An 18,382-nucleotide genomic window follows, 5' to 3' on the forward strand; every position below is an offset into this window, starting at 1 on the left:
GCGCGCCGACGGGCGCGGCGGGGCGGCAGGTGCGAATTGTGATCACGGTGACGGGCGTGTCGGAAAGCGAACCGGTGCGCCGGACCCGGTAATGGGGATACCCTGCCGCACGTGAGGTCACCACGGCGCTGCTCCCGTAACGCCTGCCCCCGGCAAGCGGTTGCCACATTGACCTATGTCTACAACGAGTCGACCGCTGTCGTGGGGCCGTTGGCGGCCTTCGCCGAGCCGCACACGTACGACCTGTGTGAGCAGCACGCCCGGAGCCTGACCGCCCCCCGGGGCTGGGACGTCGTCCGGCACGAGGGCGAGTTCGAGCCGCCGCCGCCCACCACCGACGACCTGGTCGCCCTGGCCGAGGCCGTCCGCGAGGCGGCCCGCCCGGTGGCCCCCCGCCCACCCCAGGACGACCACGACCCCCACCCCCAGACCCCGCCCACCGGCCGCCGTGGTCACCTCCGCGTAATCCCCCCCAACCACTAACCCCACCCCACCCCCACGGCCCTCCCCACCCCACCCCACCCCACCCCAGGCCAACCCCACCCCAGGCCCTCTCCCCGGTGATCAAGAGGTTTGCGTCAAGTTCGATCTTCAACCTGACGCAAACCTCTTGATCACCGGGGCCGGCGGGTCGCGGGGACGGGGGGTCGGCGGGACGGGGGGTCGGCGGGTGGGGGAGGGGAAGCAGGGAGGGGGAGCGGGGTGGGGGTTAGTGGCCTAGGAGGGGGGAGAAGAGGGTGGCGCGGCGGGCGGGACGGCCGGTGCGGTGTTCGACCTCGTCGGCGGAGGACATCACCCGGAGGCCGGCGTTGATGGCCAGCCAGCGCAGCGGTTCCGGCTCCCAGCGGGGGGAGCGGTGGCCGACCCACGGGAGTGCGGTCAGGTCCGACTCCACACCCCGGATCAGGTCGGCGAGGGTACGGCCGGCCAGGTTGCTCGTCCCCACCCCGTCGCCAACGTAGCCGCCGGCCCAACCCAGCCCGGACGACCGGTCCAGCCCCACCGACGCGGACCAGTCCCGGGCCACCCCCAGCGGGCCGCCCCAGGAGTGGGCGACCGGTACGTCCGCGCCGAGCACCGGGAAGAGTTCACCCAGCGTCCGGCGTAGCGCGGCGAAGACCCGGGGCTCCCGGTCGTAGCCGGGGGAGACCCGGGACCTGAAGTGGTACGGGGCGCCCCGCCCGCCGAAGGCCAACCTCCCGTCGGCGGTGCGCTGGCCGTACACGATGAGGTGCCGGTAGTCGGCGAAGGTCTCCCGGTCGGCCAGCCCGATCCGCTCCCAGGCCGGCGCGGGCAGCGGCGCGGTGACCACCATCAGCGAGTAGACCGGGGCGACCGTGCGGCGGTGGCCGGGCAGCATCGGGGTGTACGCCTCGGTGGCCCGGACCACCACGTTCGCGCGTACCGTGCCGTGCGGGGTGACCGCCGCGCCGGGCCGGATCGCGGTGACCGGGGACCGTTCGTGCAGCGTCACCCCGTGCCGGCGCACGGCGCGGGCCAGGCCCCGGACCAGCTTCGCCGGGTGCACGGCGGCGCAGTGCGGGGTGAACGTGCCGCCGCGTACCCCGTCGGCGGCGCACCGGGCGGCTGCCCCGGCGGCGTCGAGCAGGACCAGGTCGTCGGGGTCGAGGCCGTGGTCTCGGGCCTCGGCGACCGCGGCGCGTGCCCGGCCGAGCTGGACGTCGGTACGGGCCAGCAGCACCGTGCCGCCGTGGTGCCAGTCGCAGTCGATCCCCTCGGCGGCCACCACCCGGCCCACCTCGGCGACGGTCGCCTGCATGGCCCGTTGCAGCGCCAGTGCCTGCGGCCGGCCGTGCCGACGGGCCAACGCCGGCAGTGAGGTGGGGAACAGCGCCGAGCACCAGCCACCGTTGCGCCCGGACGCGCCGTACCCGGCGATCTCCGCCTCCAGTACGACGATCCGCAGCGTCGGATCGGCCACCGCCAGGTAGTACGCCGTCCACAACCCGGTGTAGCCGGCACCGACGATCACCACGTCGGCGTCGGTGTCACCGGGCAGCGCCGGGAGCGGGGTCAACGGTTCGTCCACCGTGGACAACCAGTGGGACAACTCCGGGTAGCGCATGCGGGCTCCGGGCGGTCAGCGCCGGCCGGGCCGGCGGCGGGAACTTCGCTGGCCGCGAAGTGTCAGTGCCGGCCGGCGGGGACGGGTGGCCGACCGGGGTGCGGAGGTGCCCCTCGGGTGTGGGGTGGCCGGTCCGGTGTGGGCCGGCCGGCGGGACCGCGGGTCGAGCCGCTGTCCGGCTGGTCGGCCCGCAGACGGTTACAGCCGGGACCACGCCTCGGTGAGTACGGCGCGCAGGATCTGCTCCATCTCGTCGAACTGCTCCTGCCCGCTGATCAGCGGCGGGGCGAGCTGCACCACCGGGTCGCCCCGGTCGTCGGCGCGGCAGTAGAGCCCGGCGGAGAAGAGCGCCGTCGACAGGAAACCGCGCAGCAGCCGCTCCGACTCGGCCTCGTCGAAGGTGGCCTTCGTCGACTTGTCCTTGACCAGCTCGATGCCGTAGAAGTAGCCGTCCCCCCGGACGTCACCGACGATCGGCAGGTCGGTGAGCTTCTCCAGGGTGGACCGGAAGGCGTCCTCGTTGGCCCGGACGTGGCCGATCAGGTCCTCCCGGGCGAACACCTCAAGGTTGGCCAGGGCCACCGCGCAGGAGACCGGGTGCCCGCCGAAGGTCACCCCGTGGGCGAACATGCCGGTCTCGGTGAGGAACGGTTCCATCAGCCGGTCACTGGCGATCATCGCGCCGAGCGGGGCGTAGCCGGAGGTGATGCCCTTGGCGGTGGTGATGATGTCAGGTTGGTAGCCGTACCGGACGGCACCGAAATACTCGCCGAGCCGACCCCACGAGCAGATCACCTCGTCGGAGACGAGCAGCACGTCGTACGCGTCGCAGATCTCGCGTACCTGCTGGAAGTAGCCGGGCGGCGGCGGGAAGCAGCCGCCGGAGTTCTGCAACGGCTCCAGGAACACCGCCGCGACCGTGTCCGGCCCCTCCCGCTCGATGGCCCGGCGGATCTCGTCGGCGGCCCAGCGGCCGAACGCCTCGGGCGAGTCGCCGTGCTCGGGGGCCCGGTAGAAGTTGGTGTTCGGCACCTTGATCCCGCCGGGCACCAACGGCTCGAAGTCGTTCTTGATGCCGGGCAGGCCGGTGATCGACAGGGCGCCCATCGAGGTGCCGTGATAGGCGAGGTAGCGGCTGACCACCTTGTGCTTGTTGGGCCGGCCGGTGCGCTTGAAGTAGGCGCGGGCCAGCTTCCACGCCGTCTCGACGGCCTCCGAGCCGCCGGTGGTGAAGAAGACCCGGTTGAGGTCGCCGGGTGTCAGCGACGCGATCTTCTCGGCCAGCTCGACGGCCTTCGGGTGGGCGTACGACCACAGCGGGAAGTACGCCAGCTCGGCGGCCTGCTTCGCGGCTGCCTCGGCCAGCTCGGTACGCCCGTGCCCGGCGTTGACGACGAACAACCCGGCGAGCCCGTCCAGGTAGCGACGGCCCTGCGAGTCCCAGACGTACGTGCCCTCGCCGCGCACGATGGTGGGCACCTCGCCGGCCGAGTAGCTGGCCATCCGGGTGAAGTGCATCCAGAGGTGGTCGGTGGCGTCGGCCATGTCAGCCCCATCGGGTCTCGGGCCGGGCAGAGGTGACACCGGCCGCTCTGCCCACGGTTATCCCACAGTCCTGCCGCGAAATGCAAGCCTAGTTCGCGTCAGGGGCGACGGATTCAGCGTGAGTGAGGGCGTAAGGCAACGGAATCCGTATGCCCCTGGGATGGTGGCAGTCCGGCTGGATGCTCGCTCCGCCGGCCCCGCGCCGGCCGGCCTCGGTGGGGCATGATCGACTCGATGGCGGCCAACTGGCGGTATGCGGGCACGGGGGAAACCGTCATATCGGCTCCCGAGAGTGGATCCAGGTGCACTTCCGGGGCGCTTCGCGGACCTTCCGGGGCACCTTGCGGACCCTTGGCAGAGGTCTCGCGCCGACACGCCGATGACGGGCGGACGTCGACACGCACTGTCGCTATGGTGCGCCGGAGCGTGTCGGTCGGGCGGAAGGGGCTGCCGGTGAACGAGGTGCTCCGGGTGGCGATGGCGGAACGCGGGGAGACGGTCGAGTCGCTGGCGCAGCAGGTCGGGGTCGATCCGAAGACGGCGGGGCGATGGCTCAGCTCGGGGCGTGTGCCCCATCCGCGTACCCGGGTGGCGGTGGCCGGTGTCCTCGGCCGGGAGCCGGCCGAACTCTGGCCCGAGCCCTACCGTCGCCGTGACCTGCCCTGGTTCCGCCCGTGGGCAGAACTGGAGCAGGACGCCACCTCGATCCGCTCGTATCAGTCACTGCTCGTGCCGGGCCTGCTCCAGACCGAGGGGTACGCCCGAGCGGTGTTGGGGACCGGTGGCCTGCTCCCGTCTGACGAGGTTGCGCAACTGCTGGGCGGACGGTTGGAACGACAGGTCCTGCTCGACCGCGACCCTCCAGCCCAGTTGGTTTTCGTGATCGACGAGGCGGTGCTCCATCGACTGGTTGGCGATCGCATGACCATGGCCGGACAGGTGGCCCACTTGGCGGCCGTCGCCGGGCGGGAACACGTGCAGGTGCGGGTAATTCCGCTCGGTGGACCCTGGCGCACCGGTCTGGCCGGGCCGTTCATGCTGGCTCGGCTGCCCGACGGCAGCGAGTTGGCCTATCTGGACAACCAACTCCGTGGTGAGCTAGTGACCGAGAGTGCCGACATTGCTAGCCTGGGCAGGAGGTGGGAGAGCGTGGCCGGCGAGGCGCTGCCCGCTCGTCGGTCGCACGAGCTGATCCGGGAAGCGGTGGAGACATGGACGTGATCGAGCCCCGCTGGCGGACCGCCAGCCGCAGCAGCAACAACGGCGGTGACTGTGTCGAGGTGGCCGACAACCTGCACGGTCGGGTGCTGGTGCGGGACAGCAAGGACCGGGTCGGCGGCACGCTGACCTTCACCCCAGAGGTCTGGCGTGCCTTCGTCGCCGCCCAGAAGTGAGCGGTGAAGAGATGGACCTGATCGAGCCCCGCTGGCGCACGGCTACTCGGAGCAGCAGTAACGGTGGTGACTGTGTCGAGGTGGCGGACAACCTGCACGGTCGGGTGCTGGTGCGGGACAGCAAGGACCGGGTCGGCGGCACGCTGACCTTCACCCCCGACGCCTGGCGTGCCTTCGTCGCCTCCCGCTGAGCGCCGGGGAGTGGACCATGGTGGGCGGGCTCAGGCCGTACCCCAGGTGTAGGTCTGTTTGCGGAGCTTGAGATAGACGAACGCCTCGGTGGCGAGCACCCCGGGCACCGACCGCAGCCGTTGCAGGATCTCCAGCAGGTGGGCGTCGTTGCGGCAGACCACCTCGGCGAGCAGGTCGAACGATCCGGCGGTGATCACCACGTAGTCGAGTTCGTCGAACTCGGCCAGCCGGTCGGCGACGGCTTCCAGGTCGCCGTCGGTGCGCAGGCCGATCATGGCCTGCCGGGGGAAGCCGAGCTGGAGCGGGTCGGTCACCGCGACGATCTGCATCACCCCGGCGTCGAGCAGCCGCTGCACCCGCTGGCGGACCGCCGCCTCGGAGAGCCCCACCGCCTTGCCGATGGCCGCGTACGGCCGGCGGCCGTCCTGCTGTAGCTGCTCGATGATCTGTTTCGCCACGTCGTCCAACAGCGCGTGGCTGGCACCTTCGCGCACCGTGACGCGTCGCCCCCCGCTACCGTTCTCGTGCTGTCGGATCGTCATCGACCGCTCCCCATGTCCGTTCCCCCAGCTGAGCCTAGTGCCATCGCGCAGTTTGGCGTAATTCGTCGTCAGAGGCTATTGCGGCAACGGAATCCCTTGTGAGGCTGGTTACCTCATGCCAGGATCAGTCGTCTCAGGCACCCGACCCCTCCCGCCGGCGCCGCACCCCGTCCCCGCCGCCGTCGGACGACCCCTAGGAGTCGTCACATGCGTATTCCCCTGCGGCCCCTCACCCGGCGTGGACTGCTCACCGGCACCCTCGGATCGGCCGCCCTGCTCGCTGCGGGCGGCAGCCTCGCCGGCTGCGGCACCAAGGCCGCTACCCAGACCGAGGCGGGCTGCAAGAGCGACGACCTGTCGGCCACGGAGAAGACCCTCGCCTTCTCCAACTGGCCGCAGTACATGGACGTGGACGACAAGGACGCCGCGAAGCGGCCCAGCCTCGACGCGTTCGTCGCCGCCAGCGGCATCACGGTGACCTACACCGAGGACATCAACGACAACAACGAGTTCTTCGGCAAGGTGCAGAACCAGTTGGCCGGCTGTCAGAGCACCGGGCGGGACATCATCGTCCTGACCGACTGGATGGCCGCCCGGATGATCCGGCTCGGCTGGATCCAGAAGCTCGACCCGGCCAAGGTGCCGAACGTGGCGGCCAACCTGCTGCCGTCGCTGCGCGGGCGCTCCTTCGACCCGGAGGACCGGGTCGCGATCCCGTGGCAGTCCGGCCTCGCCGGGCTGGCCTACAACGGCAGCGTCACCGGCGAGGTCCGGACCGTCGACGAGCTGCTCACCCGGCCCGATCTCAAGGGCAAGGTGACCGCCCTGTCGGAGATGCGGGACACCATGGGCCTGCTGCTCTCCTCGAACGGGCACGACCCGTCGAAGTTCACCGCCGCGCAGTTCGACGACGCGCTCAACAAGCTGCGCAAGGCCGTCGAATCCAAGCAGATCCGTCGCTTCACCGGCAACGACTACGCCCCCGACCTGGCCAAGGGGGACATCGCCGCGTGTGTCGGCTGGTCCGGCGACGTGATCCAACTGGCCGGCGACAACCCCAAGATCAAGTTCGTCGCGCCGGACTCGGGGGTGATGCTGTTCAGCGACAACATGCTGGTGCCCAACAAGGCCACCCACCGGGGCAACGCCGAAGCGCTGATCGACTACTACTACCAGCCGGCGGTCGCCGCGAAGCTCGCCGCGTACGTCAACTACATCTGCCCGGTCAAGGGCGCCCAGGCCGAGATGGAGAAGATCGACCCGGAGCTGGCCGCCAACCCGCTGATCTTCCCGGACGACACCCTGCTGGCGAAGTCGAAGGTCTTCATGGCCCTCGACGAAAAACAGGAAAAGGAATACGAGTCGAAGTTCCAGCAGGTCATCGGGGCGTGAGCGGGATGGCGAACGAGGCACCCGCCGGTGACCTGCGGCTGGCCCAGCTGAGCAAGCGGTTCGGCGTCTTCACCGCCGTCGACGACCTCAGCCTGACCGTCCCGCAGGGCTCCTTCTTCGCCCTGCTCGGGGCGTCCGGCTGCGGCAAGACGACCACCCTGCGGATGATCGCCGGGCTGGAGGAGCCCACCAGCGGGCAGGTGCTCCTCGGCGACCGGGACATCGCCCGGCTGCGGCCGTACCAGCGGCCGGTCAACACCGTCTTCCAGAGCTACGCGCTCTTCCCGCACCTGGACATCGCCGAGAACGTCGCCTTCGGGTTGCGGCGGCGGGGCATCCGCAAGGTCGGCGACCAGGTCCGCCGGATGCTGGCCCTGGTCCAGCTCGACGGCTACGAACGGCGTCGCCCGGCCCAGCTCTCCGGCGGCCAGCAGCAACGGGTCGCACTGGCCCGCGCCCTGATCAACCACCCGCAGGTGCTGCTGCTCGACGAGCCGCTCGGCGCGCTCGACCTGAAGCTGCGCCGGCAGATGCAGATCGAGCTGAAACGCATCCAGACCGAGGTCGGCATCACCTTCGTGCACGTCACCCACGACCAGGAGGAGGCCATGACGATGGCCGACACGGTCGCGGTGATGAACGCCGGCCGGATCGAGCAGCTCGGCGCACCGGCCGAACTCTACGAGTACCCGGCGACCGCGTTCGTGGCGAACTTCCTCGGCCAGTCCAACCTGCTCGCCGCCGACGCCGCCGGCCCGGCCGGGTCCGAGGTGCCCGTCACCGCGCACGGCGCGCGCTTCTCGGTGCCCGTCGACCGCGCCCGCACCGACCGGGGCCCGGTCTACCTGGGGGTACGTCCCGAGAAGCTGCACCTGGCCGAGACCGCCGACCAGGTGCCCACCGGCCACCACCAGGTCGAGGGGGTGATCACCGACGCGTCGTACGTGGGGGTGAGCACCCAGTACCTGGTGCGCACCGGGTGGGGCAGTGAACTGTCCGCGTTCACCGCGAACAGCGGCGTCGGCCGGCAGCACCCGGTCGGCACGACCGTGGTGGCGCACTGGGACCCCCGGCACGCCTTCCTGCTGCCCCGCGAGCCCGGTCAGGACGACCGCACCACCCCGCTGCTCGACGAGCCCGTCGGGGCACCGTCGTGACCGCACTGGCCCAGTTGGGCGGCGGGACGCCGGCGACCGGGGCACCGGCACCGGCCCGGCCCGGCCGGCACCGGCTGCTGCCGTACCTGCTGCTGCTGCCGGGGGCGGCCTGGCTGACGCTGTTCTTCGTCGTGCCGCTGCTGCAGTTGGCTGCCGCCAGCCTCTACGACCCGACCGGTTCGCTCTCCACCGGGTACGCGCTGACCTGGGCGTTCGGCAACTATCCGGAGGCGGTGCAGGCGTACTGGCCGCAGTTCGCCAGGTCGTTCGGCTATGCCGGGGCGGCGCTGGTGCTGGCCCTGCTGCTGGGCTACCCGCTGGCGTACGCGATCGCGCAGAAGGCCGGCCGGTGGAAGAACCTGCTGCTGGTCTGCGTGGTCGCCCCGATGTTCACCAGTTTCCTGGTGCGCACCCTGGCCTGGAAGACCATCCTGTCGGACAACGGCGTGCTGGTCGGGCTGCTGCGCGACGTGCACCTGCTCGGTCCGGACGGGCGACTACTCGCCACCCCGGTCGCGGTGGTGCTCGGGTTGACGTACAACTTCCTGCCGTTCCTGGTCCTGCCGTTGTACGCGAGCCTGGAGCGGCTCGACTACCGGCTGCTGGAGGCGGCCAGTGACCTGTACGCCGGCCCGCTGCACGCCTTCCGCACGGTCACCCTGCCGCTGTCGATGCCCGGCCTGATCGCCGGCACCCTGCTCTTCTTCATCCCGGCCACCGGCGACTACATCAACGCCGAACTGCTCGGCACCCCCAACGAGTACATGATCGGCAACGTCATCGACTCGGCGTTCCTGGTCCGGTTGGACTACCCGCAGGGTGCCGCCCTGTCGTTCCTGCTGATGGCGGCGATCCTCGCGGTCGTCTTCGTCTACCTGCGCCGCGCCGGCACGGAGGATGTGCTGTGAGCGCGAGGAGTGCAGCGCAGCGGAGCCCCGCAGTCGCGAGCGGAAGGGTGGGCCTGGTGAGCGCGAGGAGTGCAGCGCAGCGGAGCCCCGCAGTCGCGAGCGGAAGGTCGGTCCGGTGAGCGCGAGGAGTGCAGCGCAGCGGAGCCCCGCAGTCGCGAACGGAGGTGGATTCCGGTGAGGGTGTCGCGGTGGTTGGCCGACCGGTGGGTGATGATCGTCGCGCTGCTGGTGCTCGGCTACCTGTTCCTGCCGATCGCCGTGGTCGCCGGCCTCTCCCTCAACCGCCCGTCCAGCCGGCTGTCGTACGACTTCAACGAGTTCACCCTGGACAACTGGCGGCAGCCCTGCGCCACCCCCGAGATGTGCGACGCGGTCGTCCGCAGCGTACAGATCGGGTTCCTCGCCACCGTCGGATCCACGGTAATCGGCACGCTGATGGCGTTCGCCCTGGTCCGGCACCGGTTCCGGGGGCGCGGCGGGATCAACCTGCTGATCTTCCTGCCGATGGCGACGCCGGAGCTGGTGCTCGGCACCTCGCTGCTCGCGCTGTTCGTCTCCGCCGGGGTGCCGCAGGGATTCTGGACCGTCGTCATCGCGCACGTGATGTTCTGCGTGTCGTTCGTGGTGGTGACGGTCAAGGCCCGGCTCGCCGGGATGGACCGGCGGCTGGAGGAGGCCGCGATGGACCTCTACGCCAGCGAGTGGCAGACGTTCCGGCGGATCACCCTGCCGTTGGTGCTGCCCGGCATCGTGGCCGCCGCGCTGCTCGCCTTCTCGCTGAGCTTCGACGACTTCATCGTGACGAACTTCAACGCCGGCACCACCGTCACCTTCCCGATGTACGTCTGGGGTGCCGCCCAGCGGGGCATCCCCCCACAGGTCAACGTGATCGGCACGGCGATGTTCGCCATCGCCCTGCTGCTCGTCGGGCTGAGCATGCTGCGCGGTCGACGGTCCCGACGGGCCGCGCTCCCGGTCGCCGACGCGCCCGGCCGAAGGGCGGCAGGCTCGGCGTTCCCGGTCGCCGACGCGCCCGGCCGACGGGCGGCAGACCCGTCGTGATCCTTCCGCATACCGACCGGGCGTTCGCCGAGGTGACGCCCGGCCGGTATGCGCACCACCGCCCCGACTCTCCCCGTCCGGCCGCCGACATCCACCTCACCCGCTGGTCGCCGGCCCGCGCCGACGCGTACGCGCACGACGACCGGCACCAGCACTGGCTCCGTACGCCCGATCGTCTTGGTTTGGGGTTCGATTCCTGATGCGTATCCTGCTCGTCGGTGCCGGCGGGGTCGGCTCCGCCGCCGTCGCCATCGCCGCCCGCCGTTCCTTCTTCGCCACCGTCGTCGTCGCCGACTACGACCTGACCCGGGCCGAGCGGGCCGTCGCCGGACACGGGGACCGGTTCGTCGCCGTGCGGCTCGACGCCTCCTCGGCGGACGCCGTCGCCGCGCTCTGCCGGGAACACCGGATCACCCACGTGCTCAACGCCGTCGACCCGCGCTTCGTCATGCCGATCTTCGAGGGGGCGTTCGCCGCCGGGGCGGACTACCTGGACATGGCGATGTCACTGTCGCACCCGCACCCGGCGCGGCCCTACACCCAGACCGGGGTGAAGCTCGGTGACGAGCAGTTCGCCGCCGCCGCGACCTGGGCCGACGCCGGTCGGCTGGCGCTGTGCGGCATCGGCATCGAACCGGGCCTGTCCGACGTGTTCGCCCGGTACGCCGCCGACGAGCTGTTCACCGACATCGACGAGATCGGCATCCGCGACGGCGCGAACCTCACCGTCGACGGCTACGACTTCGCCCCCTCGTTCTCCATCTGGACCACCATCGAGGAATGCCTCAACCCGCCGGTGATCTGGGAGAGGGACCGGGGCTGGTACACCACCGAACCGTTCAGCGAACCGGAGGTCTTCGACTTCCCGGCCGGCATCGGCCCGGTCGAATGCGTCAACGTCGAACACGAGGAGGTGCTGCTGATCCCACGCTGGGTCAAGGCCAGGCGGGTCACCTTCAAGTACGGCCTCGGCGACGAGTTCATCGAGGTGCTCAGGGCCCTGCACAAGGTCGGTCTCGACTCCACCACCCCGGTGTCGGTGCGCGGCATGCAGGTCTCGCCCCGCGACGTGGTCGCCGCCAGCCTGCCCGACCCGGCCACCCTCGGCGACCGGATGCGCGGCAAGACCTGCGCCGGCACGTACGTCACCGGCACCGGGACCGACGGCCGGCCGCGCCGGGTCTACCTCTACCACGTGGTCGACAACGAGTGGTCCATGCGGGAGTACGGCCACCAGGCGGTGGTCTGGCAGACCGCGGTCAATCCGGTGGTGGCGCTGGAACTGCTCGCCACCGGCGGCTGGTCCGGCGTCGGGGTGCTCGGCCCGGAGGCGCTGCCCCCGCGCCCCTTCCTCGACCTGCTCACCGACTACGGCTCCCCCTGGGCGCTGGAGGAACGATGACCCGCTACGGCCCGATGTACGGCCCCGACGTCACCTTCCTCGGGGTGCCACCCTGCACGGTCACCGAGCCGGTGACCTACGCCGACGCCGACGTGGTCATCATCGGGGCGCCCTTCGACGGCTGATGGGGGTCACGCCGGGCCGGGTGAGTCAGATCGAGAACGGTGATCTGGACGTCAACGAGGTGGCGACGCTGAGCAGGTATGCCGCCGCACTCGGCGCACGCCTGCGGATCATCTTCGACTACGGCAACGATCTGCGGCAGATCGCCTGAGCGGAGCCGTCACACTCCGTCGACATCGACGGCACTCTCGCCTGGTGTCCGAAACTTTCCTGACAGTGGAACTGAACGGGGAGCGCTCCCGGGCCGTATCAGCCGATGCAGGCAACGGCGACGACGGGAGACGTGGTGAAGGTGCAGCGCAAGCACGTACTGGCGGCGGGGGTGGCGGTGGTCGCCACGGCGGTGGTGGCGGTGGGGACCGGATTCGGGTTCGCCGACACCACGTCCGCCCGTCCGAGCCTCTGCTCCGGGTCGGTCACCTTCTCCGCCGAGGGCGGGGACCCCGCCGCGACAAGTGACCGGTTCCCCGTGGGCACACGGTTGCGGGTGACGAACCTGGACAACGGCAAGGTGGCGACGGTGTCGGTGAGTGGGCCGTCGGGCAGTTGTGTGCTGCTCAACGCCGCCGCGATGGACCTCGTCCGGGAGCCCGGCAAGAACGTGATCCGGCGCAACGTGGTCGAGCGGGTCGGCGTCGACGCGCCGGCGGCCCCCGCCCCCGGCGAGACCCGGCCCGGTGCCGCCCAGCCGCCGGCCACCCAGCGGCCGACGACGCCACCGGCGACCGGCGTGGCTGCCGGGCGCAGCGCGTGCAGTGGCCCGGTCACCTTCTCCGCCGAGGCCGGCGCAGCCGCCGCGACGAGCGACCGGTTTCCGGTGGGCACACGGTTGCGGGTGACGAATCTGGACAACGGCAAGGTGGCGACGGTGTCGGTGAGTGGGCCGTCGGGCAGTTGTGTGCTGCTCAACGCCGCCGCGATGGAGCTGCTCCGGGAGCCGGGCAAGAACGTGATCCGGCGCAACCTGGTGGAGCTGGTGCGCTGACGGCCGTGGACGGTCAGCCGAAGGCGGCGTCCAGGATGTCCAACCCACGGGCCAACTCGCCGTCGGAGATCACCAGCGGCGGCAGGAACCGCAGCACGTTGCCGTAGGTGCCGCAGGTCAGGGTGAGCAGGCCGGCAGCGTGACAGGCCGCCGAGACGGCACTGGCGGCGGCCGGGTCGGGAACCAGGGTGCCCGGCCGGACCAGCTCCACCGCCAGCATCGCGCCCCGCCCGCGTACCTCGGCGATCCGGGGGTCGCGGGCGGCGACGGCGCGCAACCGGTCGGCGAGCACCGACCCGATCCGCCGGGCGGCGGCGGCCAGGTCCAGCTCCCGCATCGTCTCGATGCTGGCCAGGGCCGCCGCGCAGGCGATCGGGTTGCCGCCGTAGGTGCCGCCGAGGCCGCCGACGTGCACCGCGTCCATCAGCTCCGCCCGGCCGGTCACCGCCGCCAACGGCAACCCGCCGGCGATGCCCTTGGCCAGGGTGACCAGGTCCGGCACCACGCCCTCGTGGTCGCAGGCGAACCAGTCGCCGGTACGGCAGAAGCCGGTCTGGATCTCGTCGGCGACGAACACCACCCCGGCCGCCGTCGCCCACTCCCGCAGCGCCGGCAGGAAACCCGTCGCCGGTACGACGAAACCGCCCTCCCCCTGGATCGGCTCGATCAGCAGCGCGGCCACGTTCTCCGCCCCGACCTGCTTGTCCACCAGCTCCAGCGCCCGCGCCGCCGCCTGCGCCCCGGACAACCCGCCGTCGCGCAGCGGGTACGACATCGGCACCCGGTGGATCTCCCCGGCGAACGGCCCGAACCGGTGCTTGTACGGCATGTTCTTCGCGGTCAACGCCATGGTCAGGTTGGTCCGGCCGTGGTAGGCGTGCTCGAAGACCACCACCGCCTGCCGTCCGGTGGCGTGCCGGGCGATCTTCACCGCGTTCTCCACCGCCTCGGCACCCGAGTTGAACAGCGCCGACCGCTTCTCGAAGGTGCCCGGGGTCAACGCGTTGAGCTGCTCGCAGACCGCCACGTACGACTCGTACGGCGCGACCATGAAGCAGGTGTGGGTGAACCGTTCGACCTGGGCGCGTACCGCCTCCACGACACGCGGGGCCGAGTTGCCGACGCTGGTGACCGCGATGCCGGCGGCGAAGTCGATCCACTCCCGCCCCTCGACGTCGACGACCGTGCCGCCGCTGGCGGTGTCCACGTACGAGTCGATGACGCTGCCGACCCCCCGGGCCACGGCGGCACCCCGCCGCCGGTGCAGCTCCGCGCTGGAAACCATGGGGATCAGCCCTCGATGTGGTGCATGACGTGCTTGATCCGGGTGTAGTCCTCCAGGCTGTAGACCGACAGGTCCTTGCCGTGCCCGGAGTGCTTGAAGCCGCCGTGCGGCATCTCCGACACGAACGGGATGTGGGTGTTCACCCAGACACAGCCGAAGTCGAGCCGGCGGGTCATCCGCATCGCCCGGCCGTGGTCACGGGTCCAGACCGAGGCGGACAGGCCGTAGTCGACGCCGTTGGCCCAGCGCACCGCCTCGTCCTCGTCGGTGAACCGCTGCACGGTGATGACCGGGCCGAACACCTCCTGCTGGATGATCTCGTCGGCCTGGCGTACCCCGGAGACCACGGTGGGGGAGTAGAAGTAGCCGCGCCCGCCCACCCGCGCGCCACCGGTGTGCAGGTCGGCATGATCGGGGAGCCGGTCGACGAAGCCGCTGACCCGGGCGAGCTGGTTGGCGTTGTTCAGCGGGCCGTAGAGCACGTCGGCGTCGTCCGGGGCACCGGTGCGCGTGTTGCGGGCCTGCTCGGTGAGGGCCGCCACGAAGTCGTCGTGCACACCGGGACCGGCCAGCACCCGGGTCGCCGCAGTGCAGTCCTGGCCGGCGTTGAAGTAGCCGCCCATCGCGATCGCCTCGGCCGCCGCCGCCACGTCCGCGTCGTCGAAGACCACCACCGGGGCCTTGCCGCCCAGCTCCAGGTGGGTCCGCTTGAGGTCCGGCGCGGCGGCCGACGCGACCTCCATGCCCGCCCGGGTCGAGCCGGTGATCGACACCAGCTGCGGCGTCGGATGCGCCACCAGGGTACGACCGGTGTCCCGGTCGCCGCAGACCACGTTGAACACCCCCGGCGGGAAGAACTCGGCGGCGATCTCGGCCAGCAGCAGCGTCGACACCGGCGTGGTGTCCGACGGTTTCAACACCACCGTGTTGCCGGCCGCCAACGCCGGGGCGATCTTCCACACCGCCATCATCAGCGGGTAGTTCCACGGGGTGACCTGCGCACAGACCCCGATCGGCTCCCGCCGCACGTACGAGGTGTGCCCGGCCAGGTACTCCCCGGCCGAGCGGCCCTCCAACATGCGGGCCGCCCCGGCGAAGAACCGGAACTGGTCCACCGCCGGCGGCAACTCCTCCTCGGCGGTGAGCTGCCGCGGCTTGCCGGTGTTGCGCACCTCCGCGTCGACCAGCTCGGCGGCCCGCGACTCCACCGCGTCGGCGAGCTTCAGCATCGCCCGCTGCCGCTCGGCCGGGGTGGTCTCCCGCCAGCTCTCGAAGGCGGTGGCGGCGGCCCGCATCGCCGCGTCCACGTCCGCCGGCCCGGAGACGGGAGCCTGGGCGAAGACGTCACCGGTGCAGGGGTCGATCAGATCGGCGTGACCGCCGTCCACCGGGTCGACGTACGCGCCGTCGACGAAGTTGCGCAACTGCTGCTGGTCGCTCATGGTGAGGTCTCTCCAGGGGTGGCTGGGAGTCGGAGTCAGCGGAGGTAATCGCAATCTGACTGCCATCTTGGCTACCGAATTCGCGGCAGACAAGGGCTTGAGCGACTGTTTCCGTGCGGCTGCGTGTCGTCTACGCTGCCGACGTGGAGCCGAGAGCGTTCTGGGTCGCCGGTCGTGCCGTCCACGGCGACGACGAGGTGACCGTCACCCACCCGTACGACGGCCGGGCGGTGGGGCGTACCAGCTGGGCCACGCCCGACCAGGTCGAAACCGCCGTCGCCGCGGCGGCCAGGGTGGCGACGGAGGCCGCGGCCCTGCCCGCACACGTCCGGGCGGCGGCCCTCGACCACGTCTCCCGGGAACTCGCCGCGCGGGCGGCCGAGGTGGCCGACCTGATCACCGCCGAGAACGGCAAGCCCGTCACCTGGGCGCGAGCCGAGGTGGGCCGGGCGGTGTCGACGTTCCGCTGGGCGGCCGAGGAGGCCCGACGGTTCTCCGGCGAGATGCAGCGCCTCGACACCGACCCCACCGCGACCGGCCGGATCGCCCTGGTCAGGCGGGTGCCCCGGGGGCCGGTGCTGGGCATCACCCCGTTCAACTTCCCGCTCAACCTCGTGGCGCACAAGGTCGCCCCGGCCCTCGCGGTCGGTGCGCCGATCATCGTGAAGCCCGCCCCGGCGACACCGCTGTCCGCGCTGCTGCTCGGCGAGATCCTCGCCGGCGCCGACCTGCCGGCCGGGATGTTCTCGGTGCTGCCGTTGCCCAACGACCGCACCGCCGACCTGGTCGACGACCCCCGGCTGCCGGTGGTGTCGTTCACCGGCTCCGGGCCGGTCGGCGCGCAGATCCGCCGTCAGGTGCCGGACAAGCACGTCACCCTGGAACTCGGCGGCAACGCGGCGGCGGTGATCTGCGCCGACTGGTCGTCCGACGCGGACCTGGACTTCGCCGCCCGGCGGATCGCCACCTTCGGCAACTACCAGGCCGGGCAGTCCTGCATCGCCGTGCAGCGGGTCCTCGTGCACGAACACCACCACGACGCCTTCCTGCCCCGGCTGGTCGCCGCCGTGCGGGCACTGCGCACCGGCGACCCCACCGCCGAGTCGACCGACGTCGGGCCGCTGGTCTCCGTCGAGGCCGCCCAACGGGTCGAGGCGTGGGTCGACGAGGCCGTCGCCGCCGGGGCCACCGTCGAGACCGGGGGCCGCCGCGACGGCGCCAGCTATCCACCCACCGTGCTGACCGGGGTGCCGCCGTCGGCCAAGGTCTGCGCCGAAGAGGTCTTCGGGCCGGTGCTGGTGGTGGCGTCGGTCGACAACGACGACGCCGCCTTCGCCGCCGTCAACGACTCGGCGTACGGGCTGCAGGCCGGCGTGTTCACCCACCGGCTCGACGTGGCGTTCACCGCCGCGCGGGTGCTGGAGGTGGGCGGGGTGATCGTCGGCGACGTGCCGTCGTACCGGGCCGACCAGATGCCGTACGGGGGTGTCAAGGGCAGCGGCGTCGGCCGGGAGGGCGTGCGGTCGGCGATGGACGACTACACCGAGCCGAGGGTGCTGGTGCTGACCGGGATGCCGCTGTAACCCCGGCACACCCCTCTCACCAGCTGCCGTCGTCCCGGACCCGGGGCGGGGCGAGACCCAGGAGCAGGGTGGTCAGCGCCGTGTCGACGTCGTCGCCGAGGAACCACTCGCCCGCCTGGTCCAGTGCGAAGACCCGGCCGTGCTCGTCCACCGCCAGGATCGTGTCCGGATGCCCCGCGCCGATCGGGAAGAGCCGTACGCCGAGCACGGCACCGAAGTCCGCCAGGGTGGCGGCGGTGTAGGCGGCGTGCACGGGGTCGATGGAGAACCGCGAGATCCAGACCTGCCGCCCGGGACCGCGCCGACTGCTCCCCAACGAGGGAAAGCGGCTCAAGGCGTCCAGCGCGGCAGGAAGCTCGGGATGCCCGGGGCACAACTCGCGGGCTTCGAGAATTGCCATTCTCGCCAGCGCCTCGTCGCCAGGGGTTGGTTCCCAGCCCCCCTCGACCAGAGCATGAGCAACCTCTGCGGCGAATCGGTCAGCTTCAGGTGCTGTCGCGGGCTCCGGCTGCCACTGCTGGGTGAACGCGAGTTCGGACCAGCCGAGGACCGCGAAGTGCACCAGGAAGTTGAGGCAGGAGTCGCACGGGCGTTCCGCCGGGCCGGCCTGCGGATCACCCGGCTCGCGGGCCAGGAACACGTCCATCCCGGTCGCCAGCAGCAGCGACTCCGCCTCGCGCATGGTCAGCGGGGGCTGGCCGGCGGCGGCGCGGCGGTGGTCGTACTCGTGCAGGACGTCCGACACGACGACCATCTCGGCGTGCCGGTCGCCTCCGCGCACCAGGTGCCCCGGGGGCAGTTCGTCCAGGTAGGCCCGGACCAGCGGGTGATGCCGCACCGCCACGTCGCCCTTGACGCCGTGACCGAGGTAGGTGCGGCCCTCGACGGTCAGGTGCGCCACGGTGGCGGGCGACGGCAGCCGACGGATCTCGCGGAGCAGCAGGCTGGCCGGGTCGACGGTGCGCGGGGCGGGGGTGCCGGTGGGGCGGCTGCGGCGGTACATCTGCTGCACCACGGCCGCCGGCACCCGGGGCCAGGTGGTGACCTCGCCGGTCTCCTTGTCGACGACGGTGGTCGGCAGGTCGCCGGGGTCCGTGTCGACCGCGCGGTCGACGGTCGACCTGATCACGTAGCCCAGGTCGAACTCGTCCAGGGTGGCCCGGCACTCGTGGCCCAGGCGCTGAGAGTCCCGCCGGGCCCACACGTCGGCGAGTTGCTCGGCCTGTTGGCGATCGATCACGGCCCGAAACTACCGGACCCCACGGAATCGTGGCACCCGGTATG

The 18,382-nt window shown here is 71.5% G+C and carries 19 protein-coding genes and 1 pseudogene; 14 read left to right on the top strand and 6 right to left on the bottom strand.

Annotation, left to right across the window (positions count from 1 at the left end):
* The first annotated feature begins 111 nt into the window (after window positions 1-111).
* Complete coding sequence (locus AB0K25_RS11875) at window positions 112-483, top strand: DUF3499 domain-containing protein (RefSeq protein WP_208570299.1); 372 nt, start codon at window positions 112-114, stop codon at window positions 481-483.
* Between the two features lie 226 nt (window positions 484-709).
* On the opposite strand, the gene AB0K25_RS11880 is transcribed toward AB0K25_RS11875, so the two are convergent.
* Both AB0K25_RS11880 and AB0K25_RS11885 read right to left on the bottom strand, forming a co-directional pair.
* Window positions 710-2,086 (bottom strand): FAD-dependent oxidoreductase, encoded by a 1,377-nt coding sequence (locus AB0K25_RS11880; RefSeq protein ID WP_363819923.1) that lies wholly within the window; start codon window positions 2,084-2,086, stop codon window positions 710-712.
* A gap of 198 nt (window positions 2,087-2,284) precedes the next feature.
* Window positions 2,285-3,631, bottom strand: a complete 1,347-nt coding sequence (locus AB0K25_RS11885) for an aspartate aminotransferase family protein (RefSeq protein WP_357536311.1) — start codon at window positions 3,629-3,631, stop codon at window positions 2,285-2,287.
* Window positions 3,632-4,084: 453 nt separating this feature from the next.
* Here AB0K25_RS11885 and AB0K25_RS11890 point away from each other — a divergent pair, with 453 nt between their 5' ends.
* The 3 genes from AB0K25_RS11890 to AB0K25_RS11900 are packed head-to-tail and all read left to right on the top strand — an operon-like array spanning window position 4,085 to window position 5,216.
* Window positions 4,085-4,852 (top strand): helix-turn-helix transcriptional regulator, encoded by a 768-nt coding sequence (locus tag AB0K25_RS11890; protein ID WP_363819926.1) that lies wholly within the window; start codon window positions 4,085-4,087, stop codon window positions 4,850-4,852.
* Window positions 4,843-5,025, top strand: coding sequence for a DUF397 domain-containing protein (locus AB0K25_RS11895; protein WP_363819929.1), 183 nt, complete (start codon window positions 4,843-4,845; stop codon window positions 5,023-5,025). Before AB0K25_RS11890 ends, AB0K25_RS11895 begins: the two co-directional genes overlap by 10 nt.
* An 11-nt stretch (window positions 5,026-5,036) precedes the next feature.
* The gene (locus AB0K25_RS11900; RefSeq protein ID WP_363819932.1) at window positions 5,037-5,216 is read left to right on the top strand and encodes a DUF397 domain-containing protein; all 180 of its coding nucleotides are present in this window, start codon (window positions 5,037-5,039) and stop codon (window positions 5,214-5,216) included.
* A 30-nt stretch (window positions 5,217-5,246) separates the two neighbouring features.
* Here AB0K25_RS11900 and AB0K25_RS11905 read toward each other — a convergent pair whose 3' ends face one another.
* Complete coding sequence (locus AB0K25_RS11905; protein WP_357536315.1) at window positions 5,247-5,759, bottom strand: Lrp/AsnC family transcriptional regulator; 513 nt, start codon at window positions 5,757-5,759, stop codon at window positions 5,247-5,249.
* 207 nt (window positions 5,760-5,966) lie between these two features.
* On the opposite strand from AB0K25_RS11905, the gene AB0K25_RS11910 reads away from it, so the two are divergent.
* From AB0K25_RS11910 to AB0K25_RS11950, 9 genes and pseudogenes are all read left to right on the top strand, one after another.
* Entirely contained in the window at window positions 5,967-7,151 is a 1,185-nt protein-coding gene (locus AB0K25_RS11910) for a spermidine/putrescine ABC transporter substrate-binding protein (RefSeq protein ID WP_357536317.1), read from the top strand.
* A 5-nt stretch (window positions 7,152-7,156) separates the two neighbouring features.
* Window positions 7,157-8,308 carry an ABC transporter ATP-binding protein gene (locus AB0K25_RS11915; RefSeq protein WP_357536360.1) on the top strand — a complete coding sequence of 384 codons (1,152 nt, stop codon included), beginning with the start codon at window positions 7,157-7,159 and terminating at the stop codon, window positions 8,306-8,308.
* 5 nt (window positions 8,309-8,313) lie between these two features.
* Complete coding sequence (locus tag AB0K25_RS11920; RefSeq protein WP_357536362.1) at window positions 8,314-9,216, top strand: ABC transporter permease; 903 nt, start codon at window positions 8,314-8,316, stop codon at window positions 9,214-9,216.
* 174 nt (window positions 9,217-9,390) lie between these two features.
* Window positions 9,391-10,278: an ABC transporter permease gene (locus AB0K25_RS11925; RefSeq protein WP_363819936.1), complete on the top strand. Its 888-nt coding sequence runs from the start codon at window positions 9,391-9,393 to the stop codon at window positions 10,276-10,278.
* Window positions 10,275-10,478 (top strand): hypothetical protein, encoded by a 204-nt coding sequence (locus tag AB0K25_RS11930; RefSeq protein ID WP_219470902.1) that lies wholly within the window; start codon window positions 10,275-10,277, stop codon window positions 10,476-10,478. Before AB0K25_RS11925 ends, AB0K25_RS11930 begins: the two co-directional genes overlap by 4 nt.
* Complete coding sequence (locus tag AB0K25_RS11935) at window positions 10,478-11,680, top strand: saccharopine dehydrogenase C-terminal domain-containing protein (RefSeq protein WP_363819939.1); 1,203 nt, start codon at window positions 10,478-10,480, stop codon at window positions 11,678-11,680. The genes AB0K25_RS11930 and AB0K25_RS11935 overlap by 1 nt, the downstream gene beginning before the upstream one ends.
* A pseudogene (locus AB0K25_RS11940) lies at window positions 11,677-11,802 on the top strand (agmatinase); the annotation flags it as partial. The gene AB0K25_RS11935 and the pseudogene AB0K25_RS11940, both read left to right, overlap by 4 nt.
* A 23-nt stretch (window positions 11,803-11,825) precedes the next feature.
* Window positions 11,826-11,954 carry a hypothetical protein gene (locus AB0K25_RS11945; protein WP_255597893.1) on the top strand — a complete coding sequence of 43 codons (129 nt, stop codon included), beginning with the start codon at window positions 11,826-11,828 and terminating at the stop codon, window positions 11,952-11,954.
* Window positions 11,955-12,089: 135 nt separating this feature from the next.
* Window positions 12,090-12,788 (top strand): hypothetical protein, encoded by a 699-nt coding sequence (locus AB0K25_RS11950; protein ID WP_357536323.1) that lies wholly within the window; start codon window positions 12,090-12,092, stop codon window positions 12,786-12,788.
* 13 nt (window positions 12,789-12,801) lie between these two features.
* Here the strand turns inward: AB0K25_RS11950 and gabT are convergent, their stop codons facing one another.
* Together gabT and AB0K25_RS11960 are read right to left on the bottom strand one after the other, a co-directional pair.
* On the bottom strand, window positions 12,802-14,073 hold the full coding sequence (gene gabT, locus AB0K25_RS11955) for a 4-aminobutyrate--2-oxoglutarate transaminase (protein ID WP_363819942.1): 1,272 nt from the start codon (window positions 14,071-14,073) through the stop codon (window positions 12,802-12,804).
* 5 nt (window positions 14,074-14,078) lie between these two features.
* Window positions 14,079-15,515, bottom strand: coding sequence for a gamma-aminobutyraldehyde dehydrogenase (locus AB0K25_RS11960; RefSeq protein WP_363819946.1), 1,437 nt, complete (start codon window positions 15,513-15,515; stop codon window positions 14,079-14,081).
* 143 nt (window positions 15,516-15,658) lie between these two features.
* On the opposite strand from AB0K25_RS11960, the gene AB0K25_RS11965 reads away from it, so the two are divergent.
* Complete coding sequence (locus AB0K25_RS11965) at window positions 15,659-17,098, top strand: aldehyde dehydrogenase family protein (protein ID WP_363819949.1); 1,440 nt, start codon at window positions 15,659-15,661, stop codon at window positions 17,096-17,098.
* 16 nt (window positions 17,099-17,114) lie between these two features.
* Here AB0K25_RS11965 and AB0K25_RS11970 read toward each other — a convergent pair whose 3' ends face one another.
* Window positions 17,115-18,338, bottom strand: a complete 1,224-nt coding sequence (locus tag AB0K25_RS11970; protein ID WP_363819952.1) for an SUKH-3 domain-containing protein — start codon at window positions 18,336-18,338, stop codon at window positions 17,115-17,117.
* Between the last annotated feature and the right edge of the window lie 44 nt (window positions 18,339-18,382).

The organism is Micromonospora sp. NPDC049257, from assembly GCF_040678915.1.
Taxonomy (GTDB): domain Bacteria; phylum Actinomycetota; class Actinomycetes; order Mycobacteriales; family Micromonosporaceae; genus Micromonospora; species Micromonospora antibiotica.